This window comes from Pedobacter ginsenosidimutans (assembly GCF_001442625.1).
GTDB lineage: Bacteria > Bacteroidota > Bacteroidia > Sphingobacteriales > Sphingobacteriaceae > Pedobacter > Pedobacter ginsenosidimutans.
Window position 1 is genome coordinate 260653 of the sequence record NZ_LMZQ01000001.1, and the last position, 25586, is coordinate 286238.

16 protein-coding genes are annotated in these 25586 nt (G+C 41.1%); 2 read left to right on the plus strand and 14 right to left on the minus strand.

From position 1 onward, the window contains the following. Positions 1-29: 29 nt before the first annotated feature. A complete protein-coding gene (locus tag ASU31_RS00985; RefSeq protein ID WP_057930530.1) occupies positions 30-1640 on the minus strand; it encodes a RagB/SusD family nutrient uptake outer membrane protein in 1611 nt (536 codons plus the stop codon). Positions 1641-1657: 17 nt separating this feature from the next. Continuing rightward, a complete protein-coding gene (locus ASU31_RS00990; RefSeq protein WP_057930531.1) occupies positions 1658-4861 on the minus strand; it encodes a SusC/RagA family TonB-linked outer membrane protein in 3204 nt (1067 codons plus the stop codon). A 466-nt stretch (positions 4862-5327) separates the two neighbouring features. Between ASU31_RS00990 and ASU31_RS00995 the strand changes: the two genes are divergently transcribed. Further along, positions 5328-6431, plus strand: a complete 1104-nt coding sequence (locus ASU31_RS00995) for an SGNH/GDSL hydrolase family protein (protein WP_057930532.1) — start codon at positions 5328-5330, stop codon at positions 6429-6431. Between the two features lie 152 nt (positions 6432-6583). Here ASU31_RS00995 and ASU31_RS01000 read toward each other — a convergent pair whose 3' ends face one another. From ASU31_RS01000 to ASU31_RS01045, 10 genes are all read right to left on the minus strand, one after another. Further along, positions 6584-8257 carry a trypsin-like peptidase domain-containing protein gene (locus ASU31_RS01000; RefSeq protein ID WP_057930533.1) on the minus strand — a complete coding sequence of 558 codons (1674 nt, stop codon included), beginning with the start codon at positions 8255-8257 and terminating at the stop codon, positions 6584-6586. An 8-nt stretch (positions 8258-8265) separates the two neighbouring features. Then, positions 8266-9459: a dienelactone hydrolase family protein gene (locus ASU31_RS01005; RefSeq protein WP_157257890.1), complete on the minus strand. Its 1194-nt coding sequence runs from the start codon at positions 9457-9459 to the stop codon at positions 8266-8268. Between the two features lie 3 nt (positions 9460-9462). Further along, complete coding sequence (locus ASU31_RS01010; protein WP_057930535.1) at positions 9463-10782, minus strand: MutS-related protein; 1320 nt, start codon at positions 10780-10782, stop codon at positions 9463-9465. Further along, positions 10779-12131 carry a MutS-related protein gene (locus tag ASU31_RS01015; RefSeq protein WP_057930536.1) on the minus strand — a complete coding sequence of 451 codons (1353 nt, stop codon included), beginning with the start codon at positions 12129-12131 and terminating at the stop codon, positions 10779-10781. Before ASU31_RS01015 ends, ASU31_RS01010 begins: the two co-directional genes overlap by 4 nt. 10 nt (positions 12132-12141) lie before the next feature. Then, entirely contained in the window at positions 12142-14442 is a 2301-nt protein-coding gene (locus ASU31_RS01020; protein WP_057930537.1) for a Gldg family protein, read from the minus strand. Between the two features lie 18 nt (positions 14443-14460). After that, positions 14461-15381 (minus strand): ABC transporter ATP-binding protein, encoded by a 921-nt coding sequence (locus ASU31_RS01025; RefSeq protein ID WP_057930538.1) that lies wholly within the window; start codon positions 15379-15381, stop codon positions 14461-14463. A 75-nt stretch (positions 15382-15456) separates the two neighbouring features. Beyond that, the gene (locus ASU31_RS01030; RefSeq protein WP_057930539.1) at positions 15457-16842 is read right to left on the minus strand and encodes a RagB/SusD family nutrient uptake outer membrane protein; all 1386 of its coding nucleotides are present in this window, start codon (positions 16840-16842) and stop codon (positions 15457-15459) included. Continuing rightward, complete coding sequence (locus ASU31_RS01035) at positions 16842-20360, minus strand: SusC/RagA family TonB-linked outer membrane protein (protein WP_167346145.1); 3519 nt, start codon at positions 20358-20360, stop codon at positions 16842-16844. Before ASU31_RS01035 ends, ASU31_RS01030 begins: the two co-directional genes overlap by 1 nt. 201 nt (positions 20361-20561) lie before the next feature. After that, positions 20562-21770 carry a FecR family protein gene (locus ASU31_RS01040; RefSeq protein ID WP_057930541.1) on the minus strand — a complete coding sequence of 403 codons (1209 nt, stop codon included), beginning with the start codon at positions 21768-21770 and terminating at the stop codon, positions 20562-20564. Between the two features lie 79 nt (positions 21771-21849). Continuing rightward, entirely contained in the window at positions 21850-22440 is a 591-nt protein-coding gene (locus ASU31_RS01045; RefSeq protein ID WP_057930542.1) for an RNA polymerase sigma factor, read from the minus strand. A gap of 424 nt (positions 22441-22864) precedes the next feature. Between ASU31_RS01045 and ASU31_RS01050 the strand changes: the two genes are divergently transcribed. Continuing rightward, positions 22865-23152 carry a hypothetical protein gene (locus ASU31_RS01050; protein WP_157257891.1) on the plus strand — a complete coding sequence of 96 codons (288 nt, stop codon included), beginning with the start codon at positions 22865-22867 and terminating at the stop codon, positions 23150-23152. On the opposite strand, the gene ASU31_RS01055 is transcribed toward ASU31_RS01050, so the two are convergent. Together ASU31_RS01055 and ASU31_RS01060 are read right to left on the minus strand one after the other, a co-directional pair. Then, on the minus strand, positions 23149-24267 hold the full coding sequence (locus tag ASU31_RS01055; protein WP_057930544.1) for a TlpA disulfide reductase family protein: 1119 nt from the start codon (positions 24265-24267) through the stop codon (positions 23149-23151). The genes ASU31_RS01050 and ASU31_RS01055 overlap by 4 nt on opposite strands. 48 nt (positions 24268-24315) lie before the next feature. Then, on the minus strand, positions 24316-25569 hold the full coding sequence (locus ASU31_RS01060; protein ID WP_057930545.1) for an amidohydrolase family protein: 1254 nt from the start codon (positions 25567-25569) through the stop codon (positions 24316-24318). Positions 25570-25586: the final 17 nt, after the last annotated feature.

Genomic DNA, 25586 nt, shown 5'->3' on the forward strand with positions numbered 1-25586 from the left:
TTTTAAATGTGATACCCCAAAACCATATTTTATTTAAAAGTGTAAGGTACCGGCGGAAGGGCTAAAGCCGGATCGTTGGCAACTTCAGTAGCCGGGTAAGGCAACAGGAAATTTGCGTCGACAGGTGTAAAATATCCGTTTCCATATCTAACAGGAGGCGTGTCATTGCTTGAATCGCCCCTATCTTGTGCTTTAATAATTGCAATTGCTTTAGGATGGCTGGTTACATTAAAGCCATCAATACGGCATAAATCAAACCAGTAATCGCCTTCGATTGCAAATTCAAGCCTGCGCTCTTTTAGCAGATCCTGAAAGGTAAATGATGATACAACGCCTAAACCTGCGCGTTGCCTGATGGTATTGAGGTATTTAACAGCCGTTACATCACTTGTACTGGCTGTTAAGGGCAAACCTGTTGGACTGCTTCCTACAGATGCGCCCAAAATTGCTTCCGCAGCAATTAGGTACATATCTGCTAAACGCAGCATATAAGTATTCATACCGGTAGACTGGAAAGCACTTTTACCCCCATTATCTGCTGGTGAACCGGTTACATATTTTTTGATCTGTGCATGTGTACCCTGAGAACCTGCATTTGCGGGAAGGGTGTAACCGCCACCGGCCTGATTCAGTTCGGGATAATAATCGCCAGGCAGCATAATGGTTGCTTTTCTTCTCTGATCATTTGAAGAGTAGGCATCAATCAGGTCAAAAGTTGGAGCCAGCACACCATAACCATCGCCGGTCTGTGTAATGGCAGAACTATAGGCTAACGAAGCCTGCATTCCATTTCCAAAACCATAACCACCATTTGACAGCCACTGTAGAGCGATGATAGATTCTTTATTATTGTTGTTGGCAATCTTGAAAAGATCAGCATAAGTTCTGCCCGCAACGTCTACGCCAAACAGACCAAACTCATGGCTGTTGATCACTTTTTCTGCCTGGGCCTTTGCATTTGCATAATCCTGCATATACAGGTAAACTTTTGCCATCAATGCAGATGCCGAGCCACTGGAAACATGACCGCTACCCGCAACATTGGGCGTACAGTTCGCTTCACCAAATTTCAGATCGTTGATAATGAACTTATAAACATCTGTTACCGGATTTGTACGGATTGTTGATGGACTACCTACGAAATCAAGCGGATTTTCGATAATCGGAACATTTCCAAAAATCCTAACCAGATGAAAATAGGCCAGCGCCCTTAATACATGTGCTTCGCCCAGCGCATTGTTTACAACCGAAACAGGAACTGAGGCAGGAACCGTTGGAAGATTGTAGATTACGGCGTTAGACTGTGCAACCACGGTAAACAATGAGTTCCAGGCCGCACTTAATTCAAAGTTACCGTTTGAAACTGAAAAGTTTCCAAAGGCCTTCACATCATCCGAACCACTTCTTCCGTTACCGCTTGCCATTTCGGTTATTGCCCAGCTTACTTTTGTGTTCCAGCCAAACCATGGCGCGGCATAAAGTGCGTTTGTACTGGACTGAACCTGGGCCGCTGTGGTATAATACCCGCCAACGGTATATTGATCTTCCGGTGGCCGGTTAAAAAATTCTTTCTTACAACCTGTTGTAGATAAAGATACTAGGGTTGCCATTGCTATGATCTGTTTTATATATCGTTTCATATCGATCTCTTTAAATGTTAAAACTGTGCGTTTAATCCAAATGTAATGGTACGTGGAATCGGATATCTACCCATGTCTATATTGGTATAAATCGGATTCTGGTTCAACGAACCGATCTCGGGATCCAGACCTGAATATTTGGTAAATACATATAGATTCTGACCACTGGCAAAAACATTCAAACGGCTTAGCTTTGCATGCTTAATCCATTTTTCAGGAAAAGTATAACCTAGCCTGATGTTCTGAACCCTTAAAAAGGAAGCACTTTCCAAAAAGCGGTCAGACATCACCAAGTTGTTGTTGGCTATACCACCCTTTGGTGCAGGGATATCAGAATTTGGATTGCCTGGACTCCAGAAATTGCTGGAAGAAGCCAGCTGATTGGTATATAGCCCCGAAAGTCCTGCGATCTGATACTTTAATGCATTAAGGATTTTACCTCCATAGGATCCATTCAAAAAGATAGAAAGATCGAAGTTTTTATAAGTGAAGTTATTGGTAATACTGTAGGTAAAATCCGGATTCGGGTTACCCAGCGCAACCTGGTCATTCGCATCCACTTTACCATCACCGTTGGTATCCTCATACATTAGATCACCCAGGTAAATCGAATTGGCAATTGAAGGATCGTTTGTAATCACTGCCGGCGATGTCCCCCCGGTTACGTTCTGAGGATGGGAAGCAATATACTGCAGGTCGGCAGTGTTTTTAATCACACCTTTAACTTTATAACCGAAGAACTCTCCTACAGGCCCGCCCTCGGTTGTTTTGGTTACAGGCAAACTGATAAAACTGCTGTTGATACTACCAATTAATGCCGGAGAACCGTTTAAGGATACTACATTGTTTTTATATTTCGAAAAGATTAAAGTTGTATTCCATTTGAAATTGTCATTTACAATGTTCTTTGTATTGATACTGAATTCGAAGCCTTTATTTTCTATCTGGCCAGCATTGTAATAAGGCGATTTAATTGCAGCCACATCAGAGTATTCGGCTGGTCCTCCGAGCAGGAACGCCGGAAGTGGTTTTTGGAAAAGGAAGTTTTTAGAGTTTTTAATGTAGTAATCAAAACTGGCATCAATTCTTCCTTTAAATAAACTAAAATCAACACCAGCACCTTTTTGAATGGCAGATTCCCAGGTTAAATCTAAATTGGCTACGTTGTTGGTTACAAAACCAGTACCCAAACCTGTGGCAACTGCCTTAATTGATGAACCATAAAGATAGTTGGGAATGTTCTGGTTTCCGGTTTCACCATAGTTTAACCTGATTTTAATATTATCGACTACAGATTTGGTGCTTTCCATAAACGATTCTTCCGATAACCTCCAGGAAATAGCCGCAGCAGGGAAATAACCCACTTTGTGCCCTTCAGCAAATTTCGAAGATTTATCAGAGCGGATACTTGCCGTGATACTGTATCTGTTATTATAGGTATAGATTGCCCTTGCCAGTAAAGATTCCATCACCTGACTGCCTTTGTTCTGATCGATCAGAGCGGTGGTCTGATCACCAAAACCAAGTGTCTGAATGGTATTTCCCGATGCAAAATTTTCTATTTTGTTCGAAACACCGCCCCAGGTGGCCTGCCAAACCTCATATCCGGCCAATGCGGTTAAATTGTGCTTGGTACCAAATGTATGTGCGTAGTTTAAATACTCTTTCCAGCCCCAATAAGTACTATTGGAGTTGTATTGATCAAGTCGTGCCGTCTGATTTGAAAATGCCCCCCATTGATAAGTTGGCTTAAAAGTTTGGGCTTCCGACCAGTTAAAATCCCCGTTCAGTTCCGAACGTAGGCTCAGGTCTTTAAAAATCTTTAAATCAGCATAAGCACTTCCGTTAATATTATTGCTCAACAAAGTGTTTGTGAGGCTTAAAGCCTGTGCAACCGGATTAACTGTACCTTGCGCTAGCCCTCCTGCATCAAGCGTGGGCCCTGCAAAAGATCCATCCGCATTATAGATCGGATTATCCGGTGCACTGGAAAGTGCATTATAAACAATCCCTGTATTACTGCCAAGGCCAATATTCTGGTTGGTCCGTGCCGCGCCGATTGTACTACCGATTTTTAGCCAGTCTTTTACCTGTCCGTTCACATTGGTACGGAACGAGTAACGTTTGAAATCACTTCCAATAATGGTTCCTTCCTGCTTAAGGTAGCCTCCAGATACGTAATAATCGACACCGTCTTTTCCTCCCGAGAATGACAATTGATGATTCTGTTGAGGCGCTGTCTGAAAAATGGCGTCCTGCCAGTCTGTACCATGACCCAAAATACTTGGATCTGCAAACTCTATCCTTCTCTGCAAACCAAACTTATCGGCCAATGCATTTTGAAGATTCGCGAATTGCTTTAGATCCATCATATCCAAAAACTTACCCTGCTCCTGAAAACCATAATAACCATCATAACTGATCTTAGCACTACCATTTTTTCCACGTTTAGTAGTTACAATAACTACCCCATTAGCACCACGGCTACCGTAAATAGCCGTTGCAGAAGCATCTTTTAATATATCGATTGATTCTATATCGTTGGGATTGATCCTTGAAAGTGGGCTCACGCCTGTTTCTTCCTGACCACCGCCGGTCCGGGTCAATTGGGGAGACCTTCCGTTTCCGCTTTTATTGGTTGCATCTCCCAGGATAGGTACACCATCGATAACATATAAAGGCTCACTGCCCCCAAATGAAGTAATACCACGGATACGCACAGAAGTTGCGCTACCAGGGCCGCCAGAATTTTGCGTAATGGTAACACCTGCAGCTTTACCCTGAATCAGCTGATCTAAACTTGGCTGGGGAATATTTGCAATATCCTTTGCCAGAACTGAAGACACCGAACCATTAACATCCTGACGTTTCTGTGTACCGTAACCTATTACCACAACATCCGACAAGGCAGTTGATGCTGATTTTAAGTTAACATCGATCTGTTTTTTGGTGCCGATTACGATTTCCTGACTTGTTGAACCGATAAAGCTATACACTAAAACTGTTCCGCTGGCAGGTACCGTAATTGTATACTTTCCATCAATATTGGTACTGGTTGCTACAGCGGTTCCTTTTACCATAACACCTACTCCAGGTAAGGTTGTACCTTTTTCATCATAAACTGTTCCTGTGATAACCCTGGAGGCATTTTGCGCAGAGACCCTGGTTAGAAAGCCCATACACATCACAAACAGAATTACTATTCGTAAAGTTGTACTCATAATGTTTATATTTAGTTATTATTTGTTAACTCAAATTTAACAGCAATGTTAATCGCTTTTATAGTATTATTTTAACTTATAATAATCTAAAAAACACTATAATATAAATAAATAAAAGCTTAAAATAATCATTATCAACTAATTTAACCGATTATACGATTACAGTAAGCCTATACTTTTTTCTCCCAAATTAATTAATTATTGATACTATTTTGCTTATACCGACATAAAAGTCTTCCTGACTATACATAATGAATGCAGCCAGTTATATGTAAATCAAGTAAAATACCTTTTAAAACAGCTAAAAGCAATCCGTTGCAAAAAGAAAACAATTAAGCACAATAGCCCCTTCGGTTTTGGTCTTGTTAATTATACTTTCCAAACATTTGATGATAGTTTTCTGTCCTTTAGCCATTAAGATTTTTTGTTTCTATATTATTGTGGTACCCAAAATATAAATCCAACAATGAGACTCAAGATTTTCTATTTATTTACGGCATTAATCTGTCTATTCCAGGCAAGCCAGGCCAATATGGTCAAAAATTATACAGATACGCTTTATGCCAAAAAACTAAAACCTTACGGCAGGTACTTGCTCAATGATCAGAACAAATTGGAAATGATCAGCTCAGCAGTGCACTTTGGTTTTAAGTTCACAGGCGACAGTTGCGTTATATATGCCTCGTTAAATCAAAACCAAGGACATAATTATATCCAATATGAAATAGACGGCGTGTACCAGAAACGCATCCGTATTGAAGGGAATACCACTAGCCCCATAATTTTAAGCGTAAAAGGCAGTGGCGAACATACCATATGGATCTATAAGGCGACTGAAGCACACACAGGGGCAATTCTGATCTCAAAGATTGCGGCAAACCATATCAAAGCCATAAAAGTCCACAAAGCCCCGTTAATCGAGTTTATTGGCAATAGCATTACCTGTGGAGCTGCATCAGACACCACAGATTTCGCCTGTGGAACCGGCGAATACCATGATCAGCACAATGCCTATCTGGCCTATGGACCAAGGGTATCTCGAAAACTGGGAGTCAACTATATTATGAGCAGTGTAAGTGGTATCGGAATTTACAGGACCTGGAATATGGAAGGCCCTTCTATGCCACAGGTTTATGAGCAGATAGATTTTAAAACAGATACGCAACAAAAATGGGACTTCAAAAAGTATAGCCCTAAAATCGTCAGTATTGCACTAGGCACCAACGACCTTAGTAATGGCGACGGAAAAAACGCAAGAAAGCCGTTTGATGAAAAAATATTCCTAGACCAATATGTAAACTTCATTAAACTTGTAAAATCAAAATACCCAAAAGCACAGATCGCTTTATTAAGTAGCCCAATGGTGAAAGGAAAGTCCCGTGATATTCTTGAAAACTGTCTCAATACCATAAAAAAGAGAGTTGATTCCCTGTACCCATCAGGCCGAGGAGTTAAAACTTTTTTCTTCCCGGCAATGGACCCGCATGGATGCACAGGCCATCCCAGCACAGAAGACCACTTGATCCTTGCCGAGCAGCTTCTTCCTTTTTACAGAAAATTACTGGAATAAGCCTCCGGCATGCACCACAACAAAATCGTTGTATTATTTCAGATATAGTCACATATAAACAGCCATTTAAAACACGCTTACGCACACAGCATTTACAAGATCATCTACTAAAAGGAAATTAAAAACCTATTAATAATATTTAAACGACAATCTTATGAATTCTTTTGAAGCGATTGAAGTATAAATCCACGAATGCTTTCCGCTGGCATAATCAAAACGGATGTTCTGCTGTGCCTGGCAATATTGATCCCGCAAAACCTACCGGAGCGGTCAAATACCGGACTTCCACATTCAGCACTTTCTATTGCCGCATCGCTGATCAGGACATGATCAAATCCATCAGAGCGCTCGCTTCTTCCCCCGGCATACGCATAAGATGCGTGGTTCAGCGTGGGCTGACCTTCCAAATAAGTTTCGACGGTCAAGGGCAGGCCATTCCGGATGATGTCAAGTTTAACGACATCACCCGCGTAATATGAGGTAAAGGCATTGATGAAATCCTCAGGTTTGACAATTGGTTTTCCATTGACCGCTGAGATATGATCATCCCGCTTTAATTTCGTGGTTATGGCTTTATTTTGCGGTATTTCAGTAATCAAAATTTTTCCGTCCTGATATTTAGCACCGACATCCAGATATCCAATACTGTTACTCAAAGGAACTGTTACTGGCAATCCACTAAAAATTCCTATCTTTTTCAATTGGGCTGGAAGTACAGATATCAACATTTTGCCAGGGTGGTCTTCTCCTCCAAAGCGTTTGGGTGGTTTAGCACCTAACTGTATTCCGTAACTGATTTTCAGGTTTGGCTTCAGCAATATCAAATCGTTTCTTCGATCCCTGTTGATGACAGTGGATTCAAAAATTTTCCCCTCCACTAAAATCCGGGGATTGGCCGCAACCATTGAACTTTTACTGATGAGATAAGTTTCATTTTTGATACGGACCCATGTACCCAATATTTTTTTTATTTGATCACCATCATTACTCAAAACCACAGCCACGCTTTTTTCCTGTTTTGAAGTAATTCCGATTAGCGAGTCTATCGAAGGAAACGGCGGCATGAGTGATGGGTTGATTGTCTCGCGCAAAGAATCTGGCAAAGGCACTTTCTGATAATCTATAGGTTTATTAAGAGGGGTCCAGTATTTCAAAAAAGAATCCACAGGAATATCAAAATTTTGCGATTCATCCTCTTTTATGCGACTGTGTATACCAATGAGCCTGCCTTTGAGATCAAACAATGGACCACCGGAATCACCAGGCTCCATTTTTGCGGACGACTGAATAAAGCCATTCCCTGTATCTGTATTAGATATTCTACCATAACGCACATTAGGTGTTGACTTGAGGAATGATGCGGGATAGGAAATGCTGATGACTGGCTGATTTAAAACCATTTCGCTGCCAGCGGCCATTTGTGCATAATCAAATTTCTCTTCTTTGGTTATTTTGATCATGGCCATATCGTATACTGCATTTTTTTCATCAATTCCTATACGACCTAAGGGGAGAGCTGTATATTTTCTACCGTCAACAAATGTAACCTGGTAAACCTGATTAGCTTTAATTGCATGTGCAGCGGTTAGGATATGCCCCTGTGCGGAAACAATAACACCACTAAAACCATCTGTTTCATATATTCCATCGGGCCTATTATTTTTCAGAGTATCCCATGCGATAATATACACACTAAAGGGCATTGCCGTGCTGACACCATTGGAAATAAGATTTTCAATCCTTTTGCTTTTAAGATTCTGCTGGCCCGATACATTTGAAAAAATAAGCGCAAAGAGTAAGGTTACGCTCCATTTTAAATTAGTCATCTTTTATGCTATTTAGATTTTAAGGGGTAAACTTCACTTACCTTATTATTGCTGAGTAGAAGCTCTGTAGTGAATATGAATCGGGGGTCCTGATATTCCTTTACAGCACGTTCAATTGCTTTAAAGCTGCGGTTTACTTTTTTGTGAAAAAGAACTTTGCCGTTAGCAATAACGGTGACTGGCTGATCAAGGTTTACAAGATCATCATTCAGGTTAATTTCAAGCACTTTAAAGGTATTATGCAATATGGTAATCTGGTTGCCTTTACGGCTAACTTCGGCTGCATCGCCAACTTTTGAGGATACAAGAGGAGCCGATAACCAATAGAACCGGTGCTGCAACCGGTTATCCTGTACCCAAACAACCTTATCCGGAAAAGTATTTCTCTTATAATCTGCCATCCACGGGATGGCGATGGTATCTTGATGATCCAGCCAATGAGGCTTATCAGGATACAGGTGAAATTCGTGGTCATAGCCTTTAGCATCCAGGTTGTGCAAACTATCGAGCTTCCTGTTGTATTTGATAGCGAGCTTGTTTCTGTTATATGCGGAATCTAAACCGCCAATGAATATTGAAAACGGCAGGTTACGCAGGTTACGCATATCAGCATCGCCGGGATGGCCGGCCATCATCGATGCGGCGGCAAAACGATCGGCCATACGGGGAGCCAATTGAAATACCCCATCCCCTCCTGCTGAATAACCAAGAATATAAACCTTATCGGGATTTACATCTTCCATTATCACACTGTAGCGGATTAGCGAATCGATGAAATTATCGATATGATCTTCATGCCAGAGATTCCAGGTGTTCGTTGGTGCCCTTGGCACAATAACCAATCCTTCTTTGATATTGTACAGTGTACGTTGATTCTCCCATTGCTGATCATTTACTGCCACCGGAGCGTTACCACCACCATGCAGTGAGATATATAAACTTCTCCCGCCAACTGGTTTTGTTCCAAAAACCTTATAGGCAATGGCCATCTGGTATTGTTGAAACTTTATTACGCCCTCATTCCACACCTTCCGGGCAGCGGTCATTAATTTTTGCTTTTCTGTGTTCCACTGTTGCATTGCAAGCCTGTCTGCCTCGGTTCGGCTCATCTTTTTCTGCGCTGCGCAGGTACCGCAAAGTAACGCGATCACACATAGGGTTTGTAACTTCAGCAGGATGAGACTTTTGTTCTTTTTATTCATATGTTAATTCTTTAGCAGTTCCAGGATACCCTCATTTTCAATGATGATCATACCCTGTCTGTCGCTGGTGATCCCCGGAGTTAATTTGTAAGGATAGGTGGGCTTATTTCCGTTCATAACCGTCGGCATATAAGCAAATTGCACTGATAAATTTCCTTTTAAGGCTTCCCCAACTTCGATAATGTGTGTAGAAACGATAAAAGCAGACGCTTTATATTTCGCGAACGCTTCGGTAACAGCCAGCGTTGCATCATAAGCATCTTTAACATTTGTACCTTTAAACAGTTCATCAAAAAGGACTACGAAACATTTTCCACTTGCCACTTGCTCAGCAGCACTTTTCACCCGCAAAACCTCGGCATAGAAATGGCTGTAGCCAGTTTGAAGGTTGTCGGAAACATTTATTGAGGTATATAATCCATCGCGTACCGAAAAGATGACCTGATTAGCAGCAATTGGAAACCCCATATGCGCCAGGTAGATTGCAATACCAAGAGATTTCATTAAGGTTGATTTACCCGCCATGTTTGCACCGGTGAGAAAGAGTAAATTTGCATCACGGTCGAACCTTAAGTCGTTACTTACACCATTGCGTAAGGCTGGATGTCTTAGCCCGGTAATGTTTAATACATTTTCCTCCTTCTCCATGGCCTCTGCGTAACAACAGCCCATCATCTTTCCAAGCCTGCCTACATTGGCGTAAACATCGATTGAATACATGATTTTCAAAAGCTTATTGAGGGAACCTTTCAATGTCTGCTTGAGGAGGTGATCATAAACCGCAAGCTGATACGGTGCGAATTCTTCATTGGTATGTTGAGCAATTAATTTTCTCAAAAGAGGGTCATCTAATATTTCTTTGAGCCGCTCTTTATCCTGGTCAAATGGGGTATTCGAATTATCATTTAGAAGAACCGAAAGCTCCTGGGCGTATTTCAGCACTTTGATTGTTGCGCTCAACCCAGCTACGAGTTGATCATAACGTTCATCGCGGATCAATACCGACTGGCCTTTTTTAAGAAAGGAGTTAAATACTGCAACAATGAACATTTTTGGACTTTCGATTGCCAGATAGTTTTCAGTTGATTGGAAGTCTGCCCTTTCAAGCTGAAACGTGAAATCTTTCTCCTGGAAATAATGGAAAATATCCCGCCGTGCATTGATAGCTGCAGCACTTGTCAATGGATTTAGGAACATCGTCTGCAAGAGCTGTTCCCCTCCATCGGTTTTGGTTTTATTGAACAGGCTGAAAATAGATCCAGGTGTATATTTACCGAGCAGGTTTAGATCATCCTGCGTTTGTTTGTCAACGATTAAACTCATATGTCTTTAGCATTTGATTTGGCCAGTCCGGCATTTAAGATATCCAGGATGCCTTCATTATTGATAATAATCATACCATGCCTGTCTGCAGTTAAACCGGATTGCAGGGTATAAGTATATATCGGTTTGGTTCCTTCCATTGTTGTTGGCAGAAATACAAACTTTATCTTTTCGCTTTGTTCCTTTAACACTTCTCCGGCTTCAATAATGTGTGTAGAGATCACAAACAGGCTCCCCTGTTTACGGGCAAAAGCGGCGGTAAAGGCTATAGTGGCTTCACAGGCATCTTTCACATTTGTTCCTCTAAACATTTCATCAAAAAGCACAAAAAGTCTTTTTCCCAGTTTCAGTTCGGATGCAATCTTTTTTGCACGGAGCACCTCTACATAAAAATGGCTCGCACCCATCCCCAGGTTGTCTGGCAGGTTAATGGTGGTATATATTCCATCCAGAACGGTGAATTCCATTTTTGCTGCCGGTACCGGGAATCCCATATGGGCCAAAAATATCGCGATGCTCAAAGATTTCATGAAAGTTGATTTTCCTGCCATGTTTGCACCAGTGAGAAAAACGACATTCTGTTCATCGCTCATCACTATGGAATTAGGAACCGCACGCTGAAGCTGAGGATGATAAACATCGTCAATTCTTATAAAGGAATTGCCCCCTGGTAAAGCTGTTGGGAAAACAAATTTCCTTTCCTTTGCCACTTTAGCAATTGAATAATAAACATCAAGTCTGTACAGGCATTGTAATAGTGTTAATATGGCATCCCTGTTAACAAACCTGAATAATTCATCATATGTTATGAACTCCTGGCCTGTAGGCTTGTAACCCTCAACTTTAAAAGGCAGATCAGCAAATTCTTCAGATGATAAAATTCGCTGAATATTATTTTTTTCTGAACCGTACGGATGATCGGTTGCCAGATCAAGAGAATCCGCAAACAGCTTAAATTCCCGAACAAATAGCAGGATAGCTGAGATACCCCTATAGATAGTCGTTGTCTGTGCATCGGGTGCTACGAAATTACCCAGCCGCTTTGTTACCGACTGATCGTATTCCGACAACTTACTCCTCGAATCTGTATTATTGATATATGATTCTATCGCACTGAGCAGTTCAGTAGATATTGGAAACTTTTCAGCACGACCTGCGAAATACCGGATGATCTGGCTGCGCTGATTTATTTTATCAAAATCACCGATCGGATTAAGGAACATCTCTTCCAGAATAATTGATCCACCATGTGTCCGGGTACTATTAAAAATTTCGTAAATTGAATTACTCCCCTGTCTTCCAAACAGGTTGAGGTCGTTAATCGTCTGTTGATCTGTAATTAAAGGCATATTAAATATCTTATTTTCTTTTTCGTCTGATCAGTATGATACTTCCGCACGCAAGTAGCAAACCAGGGATAATCCATACGAAAATCAATTTAAGCAGGTGGATCTGATCTTTATCTACCAGTAATACCGTGTCTTTTGGTGCCGGTCTGAAGCTACTGATGGGGAATTCGCCATAGCTCAGCCAGCTAAACACTCCGATATTGAAAACAAAATTTGCTGTACGGAGATTGAACCTGTTCAATTCCTTATTTGACATCAGGTCTGCATCGCCGATAACAATGATTCGCTGCTCTTTTTGAGCAATTTTTCGGGTTAAACTCACTGCCAATGGGAAAGCTTTTTGCAAATCACCTTTCTGTGGCTCAAATTGCACGGTGGCTGAGTCAGTCAGAAACCTTTCTCTTTTAAGCCAGCTGCTTTTCGGGTTTGTTACCAACAAAGGCTGAGTTTTGTACCATTTCGTATTTTCGATAGACAGGGCTGTAGCCAATGGCATCGAAACCACTATGCTATCCTTGTGCGCCTGCTCCAGGGGCATGAAGAGTTTGGTTGCCGCGCCGGTTAAGTTTGGGGTAGCCAAATCCGGCTCTAATTGCTTGCTTTGCTGAACAATGGCTCCATCCATCAACTGAATACCAAACTGTTTGATTATTGGATTTAAAACATCCTGTTTATTGGGCTCTCCAGTAACAAGCAAATTACCACCGCCATTAATATACTCCTGCAAATTTTTAGTTGCGGCAGCACTCAGGCCAACTTTGGGATCTGCCATAACCAACACTGATATATCCTTTGGAACCGGCTTGGTGGCAAGAGAGATGGTATCGACATCGAAGCCCTGATTAAGCAAAGACTGCCTGAAAACCTTTAGGTTTGTTAATGCCTGGTATTCACGGTCGCCTATTTTATTGATATTTCTTTCCAACTCTCCGGTAGCAAAAAGTATTTTAGGCATTTTTGCGCTAAGGAGTCTTTTAAATGCCGCTGATATTTCCGTTTCCGATGGCCAGTGTTCATTATCAGGATATACCCGGAGGAAGGTCTTTCTCCCTTTATACTTGAGTTGCATGATATAAAAATTGGGCTCTTTGGAAAGATCGACTTCTTTTCGAATCTGCTCAGGTGTTAAAAACTGCTTTATATTCATTTCTCTTGTCTGGGCGATCTTCTCCACTACCTGAGCAAGGGTTTTTCCTTTGTTCCCTTTCATGATATCCCCGCCTTGTGCCAGGGTATCGTAATACATCACACTTTTTAATTTAATATTATGTTTGAAGCGCACATAAGGTGCCCATGCGTTGATGTTTTTTTGATAGGATTCTGGATTTCCATCTTCCATGTAACCGCCCAGCAGGTTCGTGTATCCCGTTATTTCCAGCGGTTCATCACCAAGTTCTTTAATTATTTTCTGCGTATCTGGCTTTAGTGTATTAGATTTATTTTCCGTTACATCCGCATAAATAATCAGTTGTGGAATGGAACTGATGTAACCAATAAGAAGCGTTATTGCAATGATTGAAATATAATGTCCTGCTTTTACCATAGGCGAGACCGTTTGCATGCTAAATTTTAGCTTATAAATAGTAATGGTGAGAAAAAGGAATACAATGGCAAGAAAATAAATAATGCCGTTACTGGTAATTAAGCCTACCAGCATCCAGTCTGTTCTTCCGGATACCGAGAGAAAGAAGGTAATATCCCTTATAAACGGTATCCCCTTCCACAAGTCGGCAATGTTGTACAAAATACCGAAAATAACAAAGGTACTAACGGCAGCTACAATTTGATATGTTGTTAGGGAGGACATAAACAGACCTATAGCAGAATACGCACATAGCAGTAAAAACAGGCCTAGTAAAGAGCTCAACAACATTCCGATATCTGGTGAATCTGCTGTGAAATAGCTGATGGATAGAAATATGGTTACTACCCCAAGCATGAGTACGCTCATGATTACCATGGCGCTGAATTTGCCCAATACAATGTCTCGTATGCGGATAGGTGAGGAATACAATAATTTGATGGTACCACTGCTCATTTCTTTACTGATTAATCCCATTGTTAAAAGTGGAAGATATAAGTAAAGATTCCTCATTACCGACGCAAATAGCCCATTGGAGCCAAATACGGCCTGTCCAACTACACTAAAAGGAATTTTATATCCATCCGCCTGCATCTGGGCGATAGATTTCAGCGTAGCCATGTAGCCCAGGCCACATTGAACCATGAAAACGATAATAAGAAACCATGCAATAGGAGAATAAAACAGCATTTTAAGTTCTGTTTTTGCAATTTGAAGGATTGTTTTCATTAAGAAAATGATGTGAAATTAATGTTGTGAAAGTTGTTTGAATATTTCTTCTACCGAGTTTTTTTCAAGAGAGATTTCCTGCAGGCGCCAACCGCTCTGAACACTTTCGGAAATAATGGTCTCTGTAATCTCCGCGTCGCCACTGAAAAACAGGCGGACTAATTTTCCGTTAAGAATGTCGGCCTTTAATATCCCGGGAATCGCTTCGAGCTCAGCTACCAGAGGCATGTTCTGAAAAGAGACCAGCATGCTGTGTGGTTCCACATAGTTGTTGAACGCATCCATTGTATCTGAAAACACTATCTTTCCGTTTTCGATCATTTTGATATCCTTACAGAGCAGCTGTACTTCTGACAGAATGTGTGATGAAAATATGACTACCCTATCTTTCGCGATGTCTTTGATCAGCGATCGAACCTCAATAATCTGATTGGGATCCAAACCATTAGTGGGCTCATCCAAAACCAGTACATTAGGTTTATGTACAATTGCCTGGGCAATCCCCACACGCTGTCTGTATCCACCTGAAAGATTTTTGAGCAATCGGCCGCCGAAATGACTAATGCCGCAGCGCTCCTTCGCCTCTGCAACAGCATCTTTGCCAGGCTGGCCATACATATTGCGCAGTGCTGCGCAATAGTGAAGGTATTCATCAACCGTTAGATCAAGGTATAATGGAGGATTTTGGGGAAGGAAACCGATTTCCATTTTCGCCCGCTTGGGATCTTCCCTGAAATTTATACCGTTGATAAATACATTGCCTTCTGTTTGATTAATTGACCCGCAAAGAATGTTCATTGTAGTTGATTTACCGGCACCATTCGATCCTAATAACCCAACGATACCAAAATCATTGATTTCTATATTAATGTCGCGTATGGCCCAGGTGTTACTATAGCGATGAGACAGGTTTTCAATCTTTACTATACTTTTTTCCATATTTTATAAATTTTTAGGCGTACCAATCCCACTATTAATAATAGACTAGCCTTACCAATAGTGGGATATTAGAGTTTATTTGGGGTTTTGAACCAGTTCTGGATTTTGAGCAACAAGTTTTTCAGCAAACTGGAAAACATAAGCATTGCTGTTAGGTTCAAGTATGTAGGTCACATTGCCGATCATGCGGGTAACAGACTTCGCAAATGCCGCATCTTTATTCAGCCGCTTTTGATCGAACCAGCGCAGTCCCGTTCCGAAAAATTCTCGCCTGCGCTCTTCCACAACCCTTTGCAAGGCTTCCTGATCTGAAGTTGCCGTTACAGCTTGATAATCTGCCGGGCGGAATCTCATTTTCCGCAAGTCGTTTACCATTGTAAGTGCCTCATCGCGCTTCCCCGTACGGGCTAAGCATTCTGCCCGTATAAGCCAGGTTTCATTAACGGTAAGGCCTACCGGAGATTTATCGTTATAATTATCCCTCGACCAAAAGCCCGTTCCCTGAAAAGCAGGGTAAAAGTTTGAACCCGGTCTGGTGAAAAGTTCATAACGCAGGTCTTTTTCATCAAGCAGATTCAATAAGGATTGGCTTAACTGTAGTGGATAAAAACTACTTCTGGGAACTTTCCGGAGTAAAACCTGCTTGTCTGTATATTGCGTAGGAAGAATATTGGTCGTCAAAAACGTATTATAGTCATAAAGCGAGCTGTTCAATGAAAGTGATTGTTCCGCAGCAGTTTTGGCCGCCTCAAAATCGCGAATATTCAGGTAGACTTTCGCCAACAATGCATAAGCAGCGGCCCGGTTAGGTTGAACGGTACTGGCCTGAACTACCGGAATAAGCGGTAAGGCTTCCTTAAGATCTTTTATGATTTGATCGTAGACCTCCCTCACCGATGCCCTATTAAGTTTCACAAACAGTTCTGGTGACAACAGTAAGGGAATAGCTGGATCTGTAGCAGCGGTTGCCGGATCATATTGTTTACCATACAAATTCGTTAAAGTAAAAAACGTAAACGCCCTGTTGATTAATGCCTCGGCATACAGCGCTTTTTGCTGGTCCGGGCTACCGCCCTTGCTTTCTAAAACACCCTTTATCACGGTATTGTAAACGTATATTGCGTTGTACATAAAATTCCAGTCAAAATCATCGGTTTCACCGAAATAGAAAGGATTTTTCCATCCGTAAATAGCTGAATTGGTTGCGTTGTTTGCTAGTGAGGTCTGCACTTCCGGATCGGAAAGTTCGACATCATCACAGCTTAAAATAGCTGTATTTCCTGCCCCAACTTCCTGGTTGTTTCTGTTATTGAGCAATAGACGATAATCCTGGGTGTAAACCAATACCCGCTGTCCCTGTACAGGCACATTTTCTACGTATTTCCGGCAGGAAAAGAGTGCAAAAGTTAAAACAGTAATCATTACTATTTTAAAGGTATATGTTGATGCTGTTTTATACATTATAAGCTTAAATTAAGTTGAAACGAATAACTTCTAACAGGTGCAAGCTGAAAGGTATTTCCTGTGTTATAGACATAATCAGGATCAATGTTTTCTTTATTTGCAGTCCAGATCAGTCCGAGGTTACGGCATACTGCCGAGACTGTCAACATCTTTACCCCGATGGGTTTTAACAGTTTTTGTGGTAGTGCATAGCTTAGGCTAATCTGTTGAAGTTTGATATTACTACGGCTTCTGATCAGGTAATCAGACTCTGAATACCGGGTGATGCTGGTACCGTAATAGTATCCCTGGTTAAAATCAGTGTTGATTGTTGGAACGTTTGTAAACAATTCGTCTCCGGGTTTGCGCCACCGCATCCCTAAATCACCTGCGCGGCTAACATATACTGAATTTTCAGTTACCGAAGGTTTTCTGAAAACTCCGCCAAAGGCGTACTGGAATTGAAAACCAAGGCTGAATTGTTTATAGGAAATGTTACTGCTATAAGCACCATAATAAGGCGAAGCCGTCCGGCCAGAATATTCCATAATATCGAAGTACTGAAACTCATCAACTCTTAGTATTCTTCCTGGAACCTTAGGATCCTCAATCAGCGTCTGTCCGGTATTATCCAAACCTGCAAATTTATAGGAGAATAAATAATCCTGAGGATAGCCATCATAAATTTGATTTCTTCCCAAATCACCTATAGGCAAGTTAAATCGCTCATCATGTACCTTATTGGTATTGTAAGAAATATTAATGGTATTGTTCCAACTCACATTTTTTGATTGTACCGGAATGAAGCTCAGTCCCAAATCAACACCCTTTCCATCTAACTTCGCTGCATTAAAAATAGTCTGCGTAAAACCATATGTCCCATTAATCGGCAATTGGAAAAAAATATCTGTTGTTTTTTTCAGGTAATAATCTACCGTCGCCGAAACACGGCCGTTGAAGAGACCAACCTGGAGACCGTAATTAATCATCCGCGTTTTTTCCCAGGCCAGGTTTTCTCTTGCAGGTCTGTCAATTACAGCGTAGGGTAAAGATGATTCAAAATCGGTTCCGAGGAGAGAAATAACAGTTACCGGGGCATAACCCTGAGGTGCATTTCCGGTAAAGCCGTAGGTAAAGCGGGTTGAAAGGTTGGTAAGCCAGTTCAAGTCCTTCAAAATCATTTCCTTTTTCATGTTCCAGCTCAAACCGGCAGACCAAAGCGGGATTGCACGTTTTCTGCGTTCGACACCTAAGAGATTCAAATCATCAAACCTTGCACTTCCTGAAACGGTGTACCTACTGTTAAAGGTGTATGAACCACTTGCGTAGTAAGATAGTGCTCTGGTGGTTGATTCGACTACAGGTGAAGATGTTGCTCCGATACTAGGACGCTGACCATAGATATCCAGATAGCTTACGCTGGGGTTAACTGATCTGAAAGCATTAATAGACTTATCGTAGCCATAACGAAGTTCATTACTCGATTTACTGAAATTTTCTTTAATTTCATTGCCCATCAGCACGTTAAGTTCATGTTTATCGCTCCAAGATTTGTTGATACTTAACTGACCACGGAGGTTATAACTTCTACCCAGGGCATTGGCCAGGCTCAGGCGACCGCCATTAGGAATACCGTAAACAAGTGCCCCGGCTGCGTTTACGCTTGTGGCCCTATTGATCATTATGCGACTTTCGTAACTTTCCGGTTCCTGATAGTTTTCTCTTTCATTAAAGTAACGACCAAGATTTCCTGAGAGAGAAACACTTAACCAGGGCGTGATTTTGCCGGTAACATCAAGGTTCAGCGCTATATTGTTCGTGTTGTTAACGGTATTATTGTAGTTGAGTTCATCAATGGCGGAATATCGGAAAGGAAGGTATCCTTTACTTTCGAAATTTCTGGCTACCAATGGGGTACTGAACACATCGTAGTATTTCGTACTGCCATCAGCATTGACCAATGCATCATAAGGGCGCATACCCAGAGAGGTCTGGCTCATGGCACGAACTGCTGCAGCATTTAAAACATCCGAGGTATTATTGTAGCTTAAGTTAGCATTTATAGTTAAAATGCCTTTGAATAATGATGAGACTGAGCCCATATTAAATGCGTACCCTTTATTTTTGTTGCTTTTATAGAGCCTATCTTCGTTGTAATAGTAACCCGACATATAATAGGAACTGTTTACCCCTCCGCCTGTGAGTGATAAGTTGTACTGTTGCGTTTGGGGTCGCTGTAAGAGGTATCTGGATATTTGATCTTGATTATCGATATTAGCTAAATTAGCCAACTCCATATTCATCTGACTTTCTGTTATCTCTCCTCGCTTCTGACGAAAAATGATCGCCTGAGCCTGACTATTGTTTCCCGGAAATGTTCCTGATTGTATCGGGAAGGGGTCACTGATCAGATTCATATTGATCATGTCCTTTTCCAGATCAATATAATCTGCGACTGACATGGTCGAGCCATAATTGAGTTTAGGTTTAGCACTTGTACTAAAGGTGGTCGAGAAATTTATTGACGGTGCAGTATTTGGTTTACCCTTTTTTGTGGTAACTACAATTACCCCATTTGCAGCCTTTATCCCCCAAATAGCGGAAGCCGCCGCATCTTTCAAAAACGTAATCTGCTGAATATCATTAGGATTCATCAAATCCAGTGCACCGTTGGCTATGGAAACCTGAGACGGGAAACCGTCAATAACCAAAAGAGGTTCGGTGCTCACCTGGCCGTAATCACTGATAATGGTGGAAATACCCCGGATATTAATCGTACCATTACGGCTTTTACCGGCCTCGGTCTTGGTGGATATGTCTACGCCCGGAACCAGGCCCTGTAGCCGCTCAAGCAAACTTATGGTAGGGTATTGAGCGATATCTTTTGCAGTAACAATCCCGAATGAACCAGTAGCACGATCCCTGTTCAGATTTTGATAACCTGTGCTTACAATTTTCACTTCCGAAAGATCAGCGGAAACTGGTTTTAAATTTACCACCAGGTTAGTCCTGTTCCTTAATGGTATGGTATCTGATTGATAGCCTATAAAGCTAAAAATCAGCGTTTCCTTACCCTTGAGTCCCCGTATGTTGAAGGAACCGGATTCATCAGAGAGGTAGAGTCTTTTGGTCTGTTGAACAAGAATACTTGCACCTGGCATAGGCTCTCCTTTTTCATTTAAGATGAGGCCTTTCAAATCAACATCCTTGAAAAATGAGGTAACTCTATCAAGCAAAGAAGGTGTTTTTCTGGATACCACAACAATTTTATTCTGAACCGTATATTCAAGCAATTCGTCCTTGAACAAAAGATCCAAGACATCAGTCAGTTCGGTTTTTTGAACGTTTATGTTGATGGGTTTAAGTGATTTTAACAGATTATCATCTGCAACAAAGTCGTAACCGCTCTGTTGCTTTATCTTGGCAAATACTTGAAAGATTGATGCATTTTTTTCAGACAATGATATCTTCTGAGCAAATCCCGAAGCGGAGACCTGCATCAATGTTGCTATTAAAATCACGATGGTTATTCGCATAATAAGCAAAATTTTAGTGTATACGGCAGACGGTATACCTGTTTGTTTGGTATATTTTATATACATTTAGTTTAAAGTTTGTTTTTCAGTTTTACCTCTACTTTCCACGGCGAAGGTAAACTGTTGGTTTAGTTGATTATTTTCTGCTGACTATCGTCAAACTTTGCCAGGTTCCTTTAGCGGAATCTGGCTTTTTTATAGTTATTTAGTTACGAATACTTTCCTCCCTTCAATTCTAAAGTGAACTAATCTGGTTGATTCTAAAGCCATTAAAATCTGGCTGACGTTTTTCGATCTTGAAACGTTGCCGGAGAATTTCCCTACCGGCACTTCACCTTCATAAATTATATCAATGGCATACCACCGGGCAATATCCTGCATGATATCCTTGATACCGACCCCGTTAAATATGAAATTCCCGTCTTTCCAGGCTAAAGCGTTTTCAAGATTAATATTTGAAACCATGATCTGGTCATTTTTTAATATAGACTGCTGTCCCGGACTTAGCTTGATTTCGTCGTTGTAGCGGATTTGGGTATCCTTATTCCAGGCCGCTGCCTGATACGAAACTTTCACACTTCCCTCGGCAAGCGTGGTGGTCTCGAGGCGATCGTCGGGATAGGCTTTAACATTAAAATGGGTACCCAGCACCCTCACTTCCTGATGTTGCGATTTTACAATGAAAGGCTTCTCATCATCCTTGGTAACCTCGAAATACGCTTCCCCCTCCAGTTTAACCATTCTTTGTTTATTGGCGTTAAAGGCTGTGTTATAGGTAAGTGATGAGGCGGCGTTCAGCCACACTAACGAGCCATCGGGAAGTTTTAACCGATAGGTTTCCCCTTTGTTTGTCGCCAGGGTATTATTCCCGGCTAAATGATCGCTTTCCTTATCAACGATCTCATAAACAACCTCTCCTTTACTGTTCCTTGAGATCAGAAGTCCAGGTTCCCTGGCTATCACGCCGGCAGATGCAGCACCGAGTTTGATCGTACTTCCGTCCGCAAGTGTGAGCGTTGCACCTACTCTTCCGGGAGGAATATCCGTAGCGGGGGAAATATAAGTAAGCTGTTGCGTTTGAGAATCAACAAAATGATAATATAGTAGGGATGAAACCGCAATAATCACCAATGAAGCGGCAATAGCGATTCTTGAGGTAAGGGAAAAAACCTTTCTCAAAGGTTGCCGCCTTGATATGATTTCCCGGTAAATCTGCGTTGCCCGAAGGTCGTCGATTTCACGAAGATGGATATCACTTAACTCATAATCCATTTCTAAAAGATCGAACAATCGTTTTTCGGCAGCATCATGTTTTAAAAATTCGCTGAATTCAGCCAGCTCTTCCATTGATGCTGTTTGATTGCAGAATTTTTGATATAAAGTAATGATGTGTTTATCTTGGAAATCCATAATTACAGAGAGAAATTGTCACCCCTTTTTTATATCAATCCGCGAGAACAGATTATGGGGGTATAGAAATAAAAATAAATTACAACAATTTGAAAATAATGGCAATAATTACTGCATCGGTATTATTTTTCAGATAGGCACGAAGGAAACGGAGCGCGAGTTTCATATAAGCTTTAACCGTTTCGACGCTTAAATTCATGATATCTGCAGCCTGCTCATACTTGTAACCCTGATTTCGGCAAAGTTCATAAACCAGTTTCTGTTGAGGGGGAAGTGAGTTTACGCCATCATGAAGTTTTTTCCTCACATCGGACAACAAGATATTCTCTTCTGTTTCATTGTGGTATTCTTTCCATTGTTTCCCCATCTCTACTTCTGCTTTTGACTCCAAAACCTTCCTTCTCAGCAACTGAAAGCTTCGGTTACGTGTGAGGGTAGTTAAAAATGCAGCCAGGTTGCTATTTTCCTTGAGATTTGAAGCGCTTAGCCATAGTTTAAGCATTACATCCTGGAGAACCTCTTCTGCATGACTTTCAGATTTCAATAAATATAATGCCCTGGAAAATACCATTTGCTGGTAATGATCGTATACTAATTTAAAAGCACTCTGATCCCCTGCAGAAATTCTACTTAGTATTTTTTCCTCATCTGGAAGGGGCTTTGGTGACATTGAATCAAAATTAGATTAGCAACAGTAATTTATTGATTAAACCTCTACAAAAACAATCATACGCGAAATTTAAGCAAGAATAAGGATTTTGACATATAAAAAGGCACGAAAAACACAATTACCCAGCCTTTATAACAATAAACATCTGTTTATAATCAATCTACTTAAAAAAATAGCTATTTTATCTATTTTAAATGGAATTTTATACAAAATCGATCAAATTTCGCAGCCAGAAAAGACGTAAACATGAATAAACCGGCAATACTCTGCAATTAGCCATTTATCATCTAAATAGAAATCAAAATTCACATCAACTAAACTGCCAATAACGCATCAAATTATTGGAATGGTGGGCAGGTCGTTAATTTCCCTTGCTAGAAAGATTGCCAGCTATCCTAAATTAAGGGAGTCAAGGCTAAATCCATTGACTCCCAGATTTCAGTATTTATTCGATATTTTTTTGGATGCTGGCTACAAAGCTCAACAGATCAGTCAAGGTATTTTGAATACAGGAATCGACCAGTTTCCCTCAGGATTATTCAGTATAGCTAAACCAGTTCGCATGGCGCCCGAGAGGGTACCAATGGAAAATGGAGGAGAGCTGGGAATTACAAATAATGAAAAAATTATATTTCAGGACGCATTTGCATTTCCTGAAGATAAAGCTTGCAAAAGACAGGCGCTCCGACTTTGTAAGCTTATCACCCACTAATTGTTCGTCTTAAATAGATTTTGCATGAAATCACTCAAGGGCTGCCCTCTGAGCTTAGTTGCTAAGATCTTTCCTTTAGGATCCAAAATAAGATTAGAAGGTAATGCCATTACCGAATAGGCTTCGGCCAAAGGTCCCTTCAATGCAAGCGGATCATTGAGTTGCACCCAGCTTAAACCATCATCAGCTACTGCCTGACGCCAATTCTTTTCATTAGTGTCCATAGAGATGCTTACGAAAACAATATTCTTGTCCTGATATACCGTATTTAACTGTCTGAGCAAAGGATGCTCCTCACGACATGGCTTACACCAGCTTGCCCAAAAATCTATAAACAGATATTTCCCCCTGTAATCTTTAAGGTCAAATTTTTTACCGTTGATGTCTCTCAATGCAAAATCAGGTGCCTGTTTACCAACGGCAATGCCTTTAGAGGCATCGATAAAAGCTTTGATACGTTTCGCATAATAGCTCCGTTTTGCACTTTCAGACAAGTGTGTGTAACAAGCTTCCGCCCTTAAGACATCGGTACTGTTCATGTGGCTACTGATAATCGCCAGGCTGGCAGCAGCAGCATTAGGATATTCTTTTACGAACGATAAAGTCAGGCTATCAATCTTACGGTGAAAATCTAGATAGACACGGCTGTTTCTATCATAAAAATCTGTTGAAGTTGCCTTCAACTGGTCTCGGTATTCACCGGTTATCGCTAGTTTTTTCTTATTAAACGTATTGAAAAGCACATCTTCCTTTGCGCCGGAGACTTCCGAATAGTAAAATTTGGCAACGTTACCACGTAGATTTATAGTCTCATTGCCCAATAGAACAATCTTCAACTGCTGATTAACGGAGTTACTTAATGTACATTGCAAAGCTTCGGGCAGGCTACCTTTAAGTAATATCCTGTTGTCTTTAACCAGTGCTGAATCTGCAAATCTTTTGCCCGAATATTCGTAACTCAACGAAACTTTGGTGCCATTGGGCGCTATCATTTCTCCCTCAATCACGTAGCCCCCGGTTCTGAAAGCAGTAGTCGTTAGTGCAAAAACAAGAATACTGCAACAGATAATTAGACCAGGTATTATTCTGGTTGTTTTTAGCGTAATATTTTTCATATCAATTTTATAATGGATTTATGTATGCTCTTAAACAGTTTGCTACTGCTACTTTATATCGACTATCTTTCCTGATTTGATGACCATATGGATAGCGCTTAGCTCTTTAATATCATTTAAAGGATCGCCGTTCAGCACCAGTAGATCCGCCATCTTACCGTTTTCAATTGTTCCGATGTTTTTTTCCTGTCCAATTACCCGGGCAGAAACAACAGTTGCGGACCTCAATGCATCTATGGTGCTAAAACCGCACTTATCTACAAAGGAATTTAACTCATCCAGCAATCTGGGATGAGCACTTTTTAAGTCTACAATCTGGTCGGTTCCAGCATTTATGGCCACACCTTCTTTATAAATCTTTTTCAACAATGTGAAAATCCAGGGATCGCGCTCCTCAGAAACGCAAAGTGTAGCATCGAGTATGCTATTATTGGCTTTCATAATATCTGAAAATGGCTTTATATCTAAAGTATTGATCACACTATCTTTGTAACTAAGTGGCGTTTTTCTTTTGAAAAAGAGTGTGTCTGTAAGCAGGTTTTCTAACATAAATACGTGCGAAAGCACTTCCATACGGGAAGAAGCCACATCCATTGGATTTGCCGGGTACATCATTACGTGCCCCCAGGTTTTAAGCCCGTGTTGTTTTGCGGCAGCAACAACTTTTGGCAACAACACTTTATCAAATGAATGATATAATTTAACGCCTGTTGCGCCACAAGCCTTTGCCTCTTTCATGGCGCTATCCAAATTGGTCTTTTCGGTAACCAACTGTCGCCATGGCTCATAGGGTTCTTTATGGAGATTAATACCCCTGTTGTAGAACCAATCACCGGCCATTACCGCTGCAAAATATACGCTGGCTCCCTGACGCTTACCGCTGTTAATCGCACGCTGTGCTTCAAGCAGCGATGCACCATCGCCTGAGGCATCTCTCACCGAGGTTACCCCATGTTGCAGGTAGTAATTTAAATGACTGTAGGTATTTTCTATGTTGTTTTTAGTTTGCGCAGTGACATGAACGTGGCCGTCTATCAATCCCGGAATAAGATATTTTCCGGAGAGATCCACCACCTTCGCATTTTTCCAGTTCTTCCGGCCATAATCTATACTCAGGATTTTGCTCTGGGAAATTGCAACATTCCTTCCTTTCCTATATCGACCTTTATTGATATCGAGCACGTTTACATTTTTCAGTATCAGTAAAGCGGTATCTGCCGGCATTTTCGTTGCCAAAAGTAGCTCTGGGTTAGAGAAAAGAAAAATTGCGATTATGATGAGTGACTTTAATGTTGTTTTCATACATTTTTGATTAAGTA

Excerpts from the sequence above, each read along its gene's own strand:
- ASU31_RS01060 (WP_057930545.1), bottom strand. The coding sequence starts at position 25,569 with ATGAAAACAACATTAAAGTCACTCATCATAATCGCAATTTTTCTTTTC.
- ASU31_RS01035 (WP_167346145.1), bottom strand. The coding sequence starts at position 20,360 with ATGCGAATAACCATCGTGATTTTAATAGCAACATTGATGCAGGTCTCC.
- ASU31_RS00985 (WP_057930530.1), bottom strand. The coding sequence starts at position 1,640 with ATGAAACGATATATAAAACAGATCATAGCAATGGCAACCCTAGTATCT.
- ASU31_RS01000 (WP_057930533.1), bottom strand. The coding sequence starts at position 8,257 with ATGACTAATTTAAAATGGAGCGTAACCTTACTCTTTGCGCTTATTTTT.
- ASU31_RS01010 (WP_057930535.1), bottom strand. The coding sequence starts at position 10,782 with ATGAGTTTAATCGTTGACAAACAAACGCAGGATGATCTAAACCTGCTC.
- ASU31_RS00990 (WP_057930531.1), bottom strand. The coding sequence starts at position 4,861 with ATGAGTACAACTTTACGAATAGTAATTCTGTTTGTGATGTGTATGGGC.
- ASU31_RS01040 (WP_057930541.1), bottom strand. The coding sequence starts at position 21,770 with ATGGATTTCCAAGATAAACACATCATTACTTTATATCAAAAATTCTGC.
- ASU31_RS00995 (WP_057930532.1), top strand. The coding sequence starts at position 5,328 with ATGAGACTCAAGATTTTCTATTTATTTACGGCATTAATCTGTCTATTC.
- ASU31_RS01045 (WP_057930542.1), bottom strand. The coding sequence starts at position 22,440 with ATGTCACCAAAGCCCCTTCCAGATGAGGAAAAAATACTAAGTAGAATT.
- ASU31_RS01055 (WP_057930544.1), bottom strand. The coding sequence starts at position 24,267 with ATGAAAAATATTACGCTAAAAACAACCAGAATAATACCTGGTCTAATT.
- ASU31_RS01005 (WP_157257890.1), bottom strand. The coding sequence starts at position 9,459 with ATGAATAAAAAGAACAAAAGTCTCATCCTGCTGAAGTTACAAACCCTA.
- ASU31_RS01030 (WP_057930539.1), bottom strand. The coding sequence starts at position 16,842 with ATGTATAAAACAGCATCAACATATACCTTTAAAATAGTAATGATTACT.
- ASU31_RS01025 (WP_057930538.1), bottom strand. The coding sequence starts at position 15,381 with ATGGAAAAAAGTATAGTAAAGATTGAAAACCTGTCTCATCGCTATAGT.
- ASU31_RS01015 (WP_057930536.1), bottom strand. The coding sequence starts at position 12,131 with ATGCCTTTAATTACAGATCAACAGACGATTAACGACCTCAACCTGTTT.
- ASU31_RS01020 (WP_057930537.1), bottom strand. The coding sequence starts at position 14,442 with ATGAAAACAATCCTTCAAATTGCAAAAACAGAACTTAAAATGCTGTTT.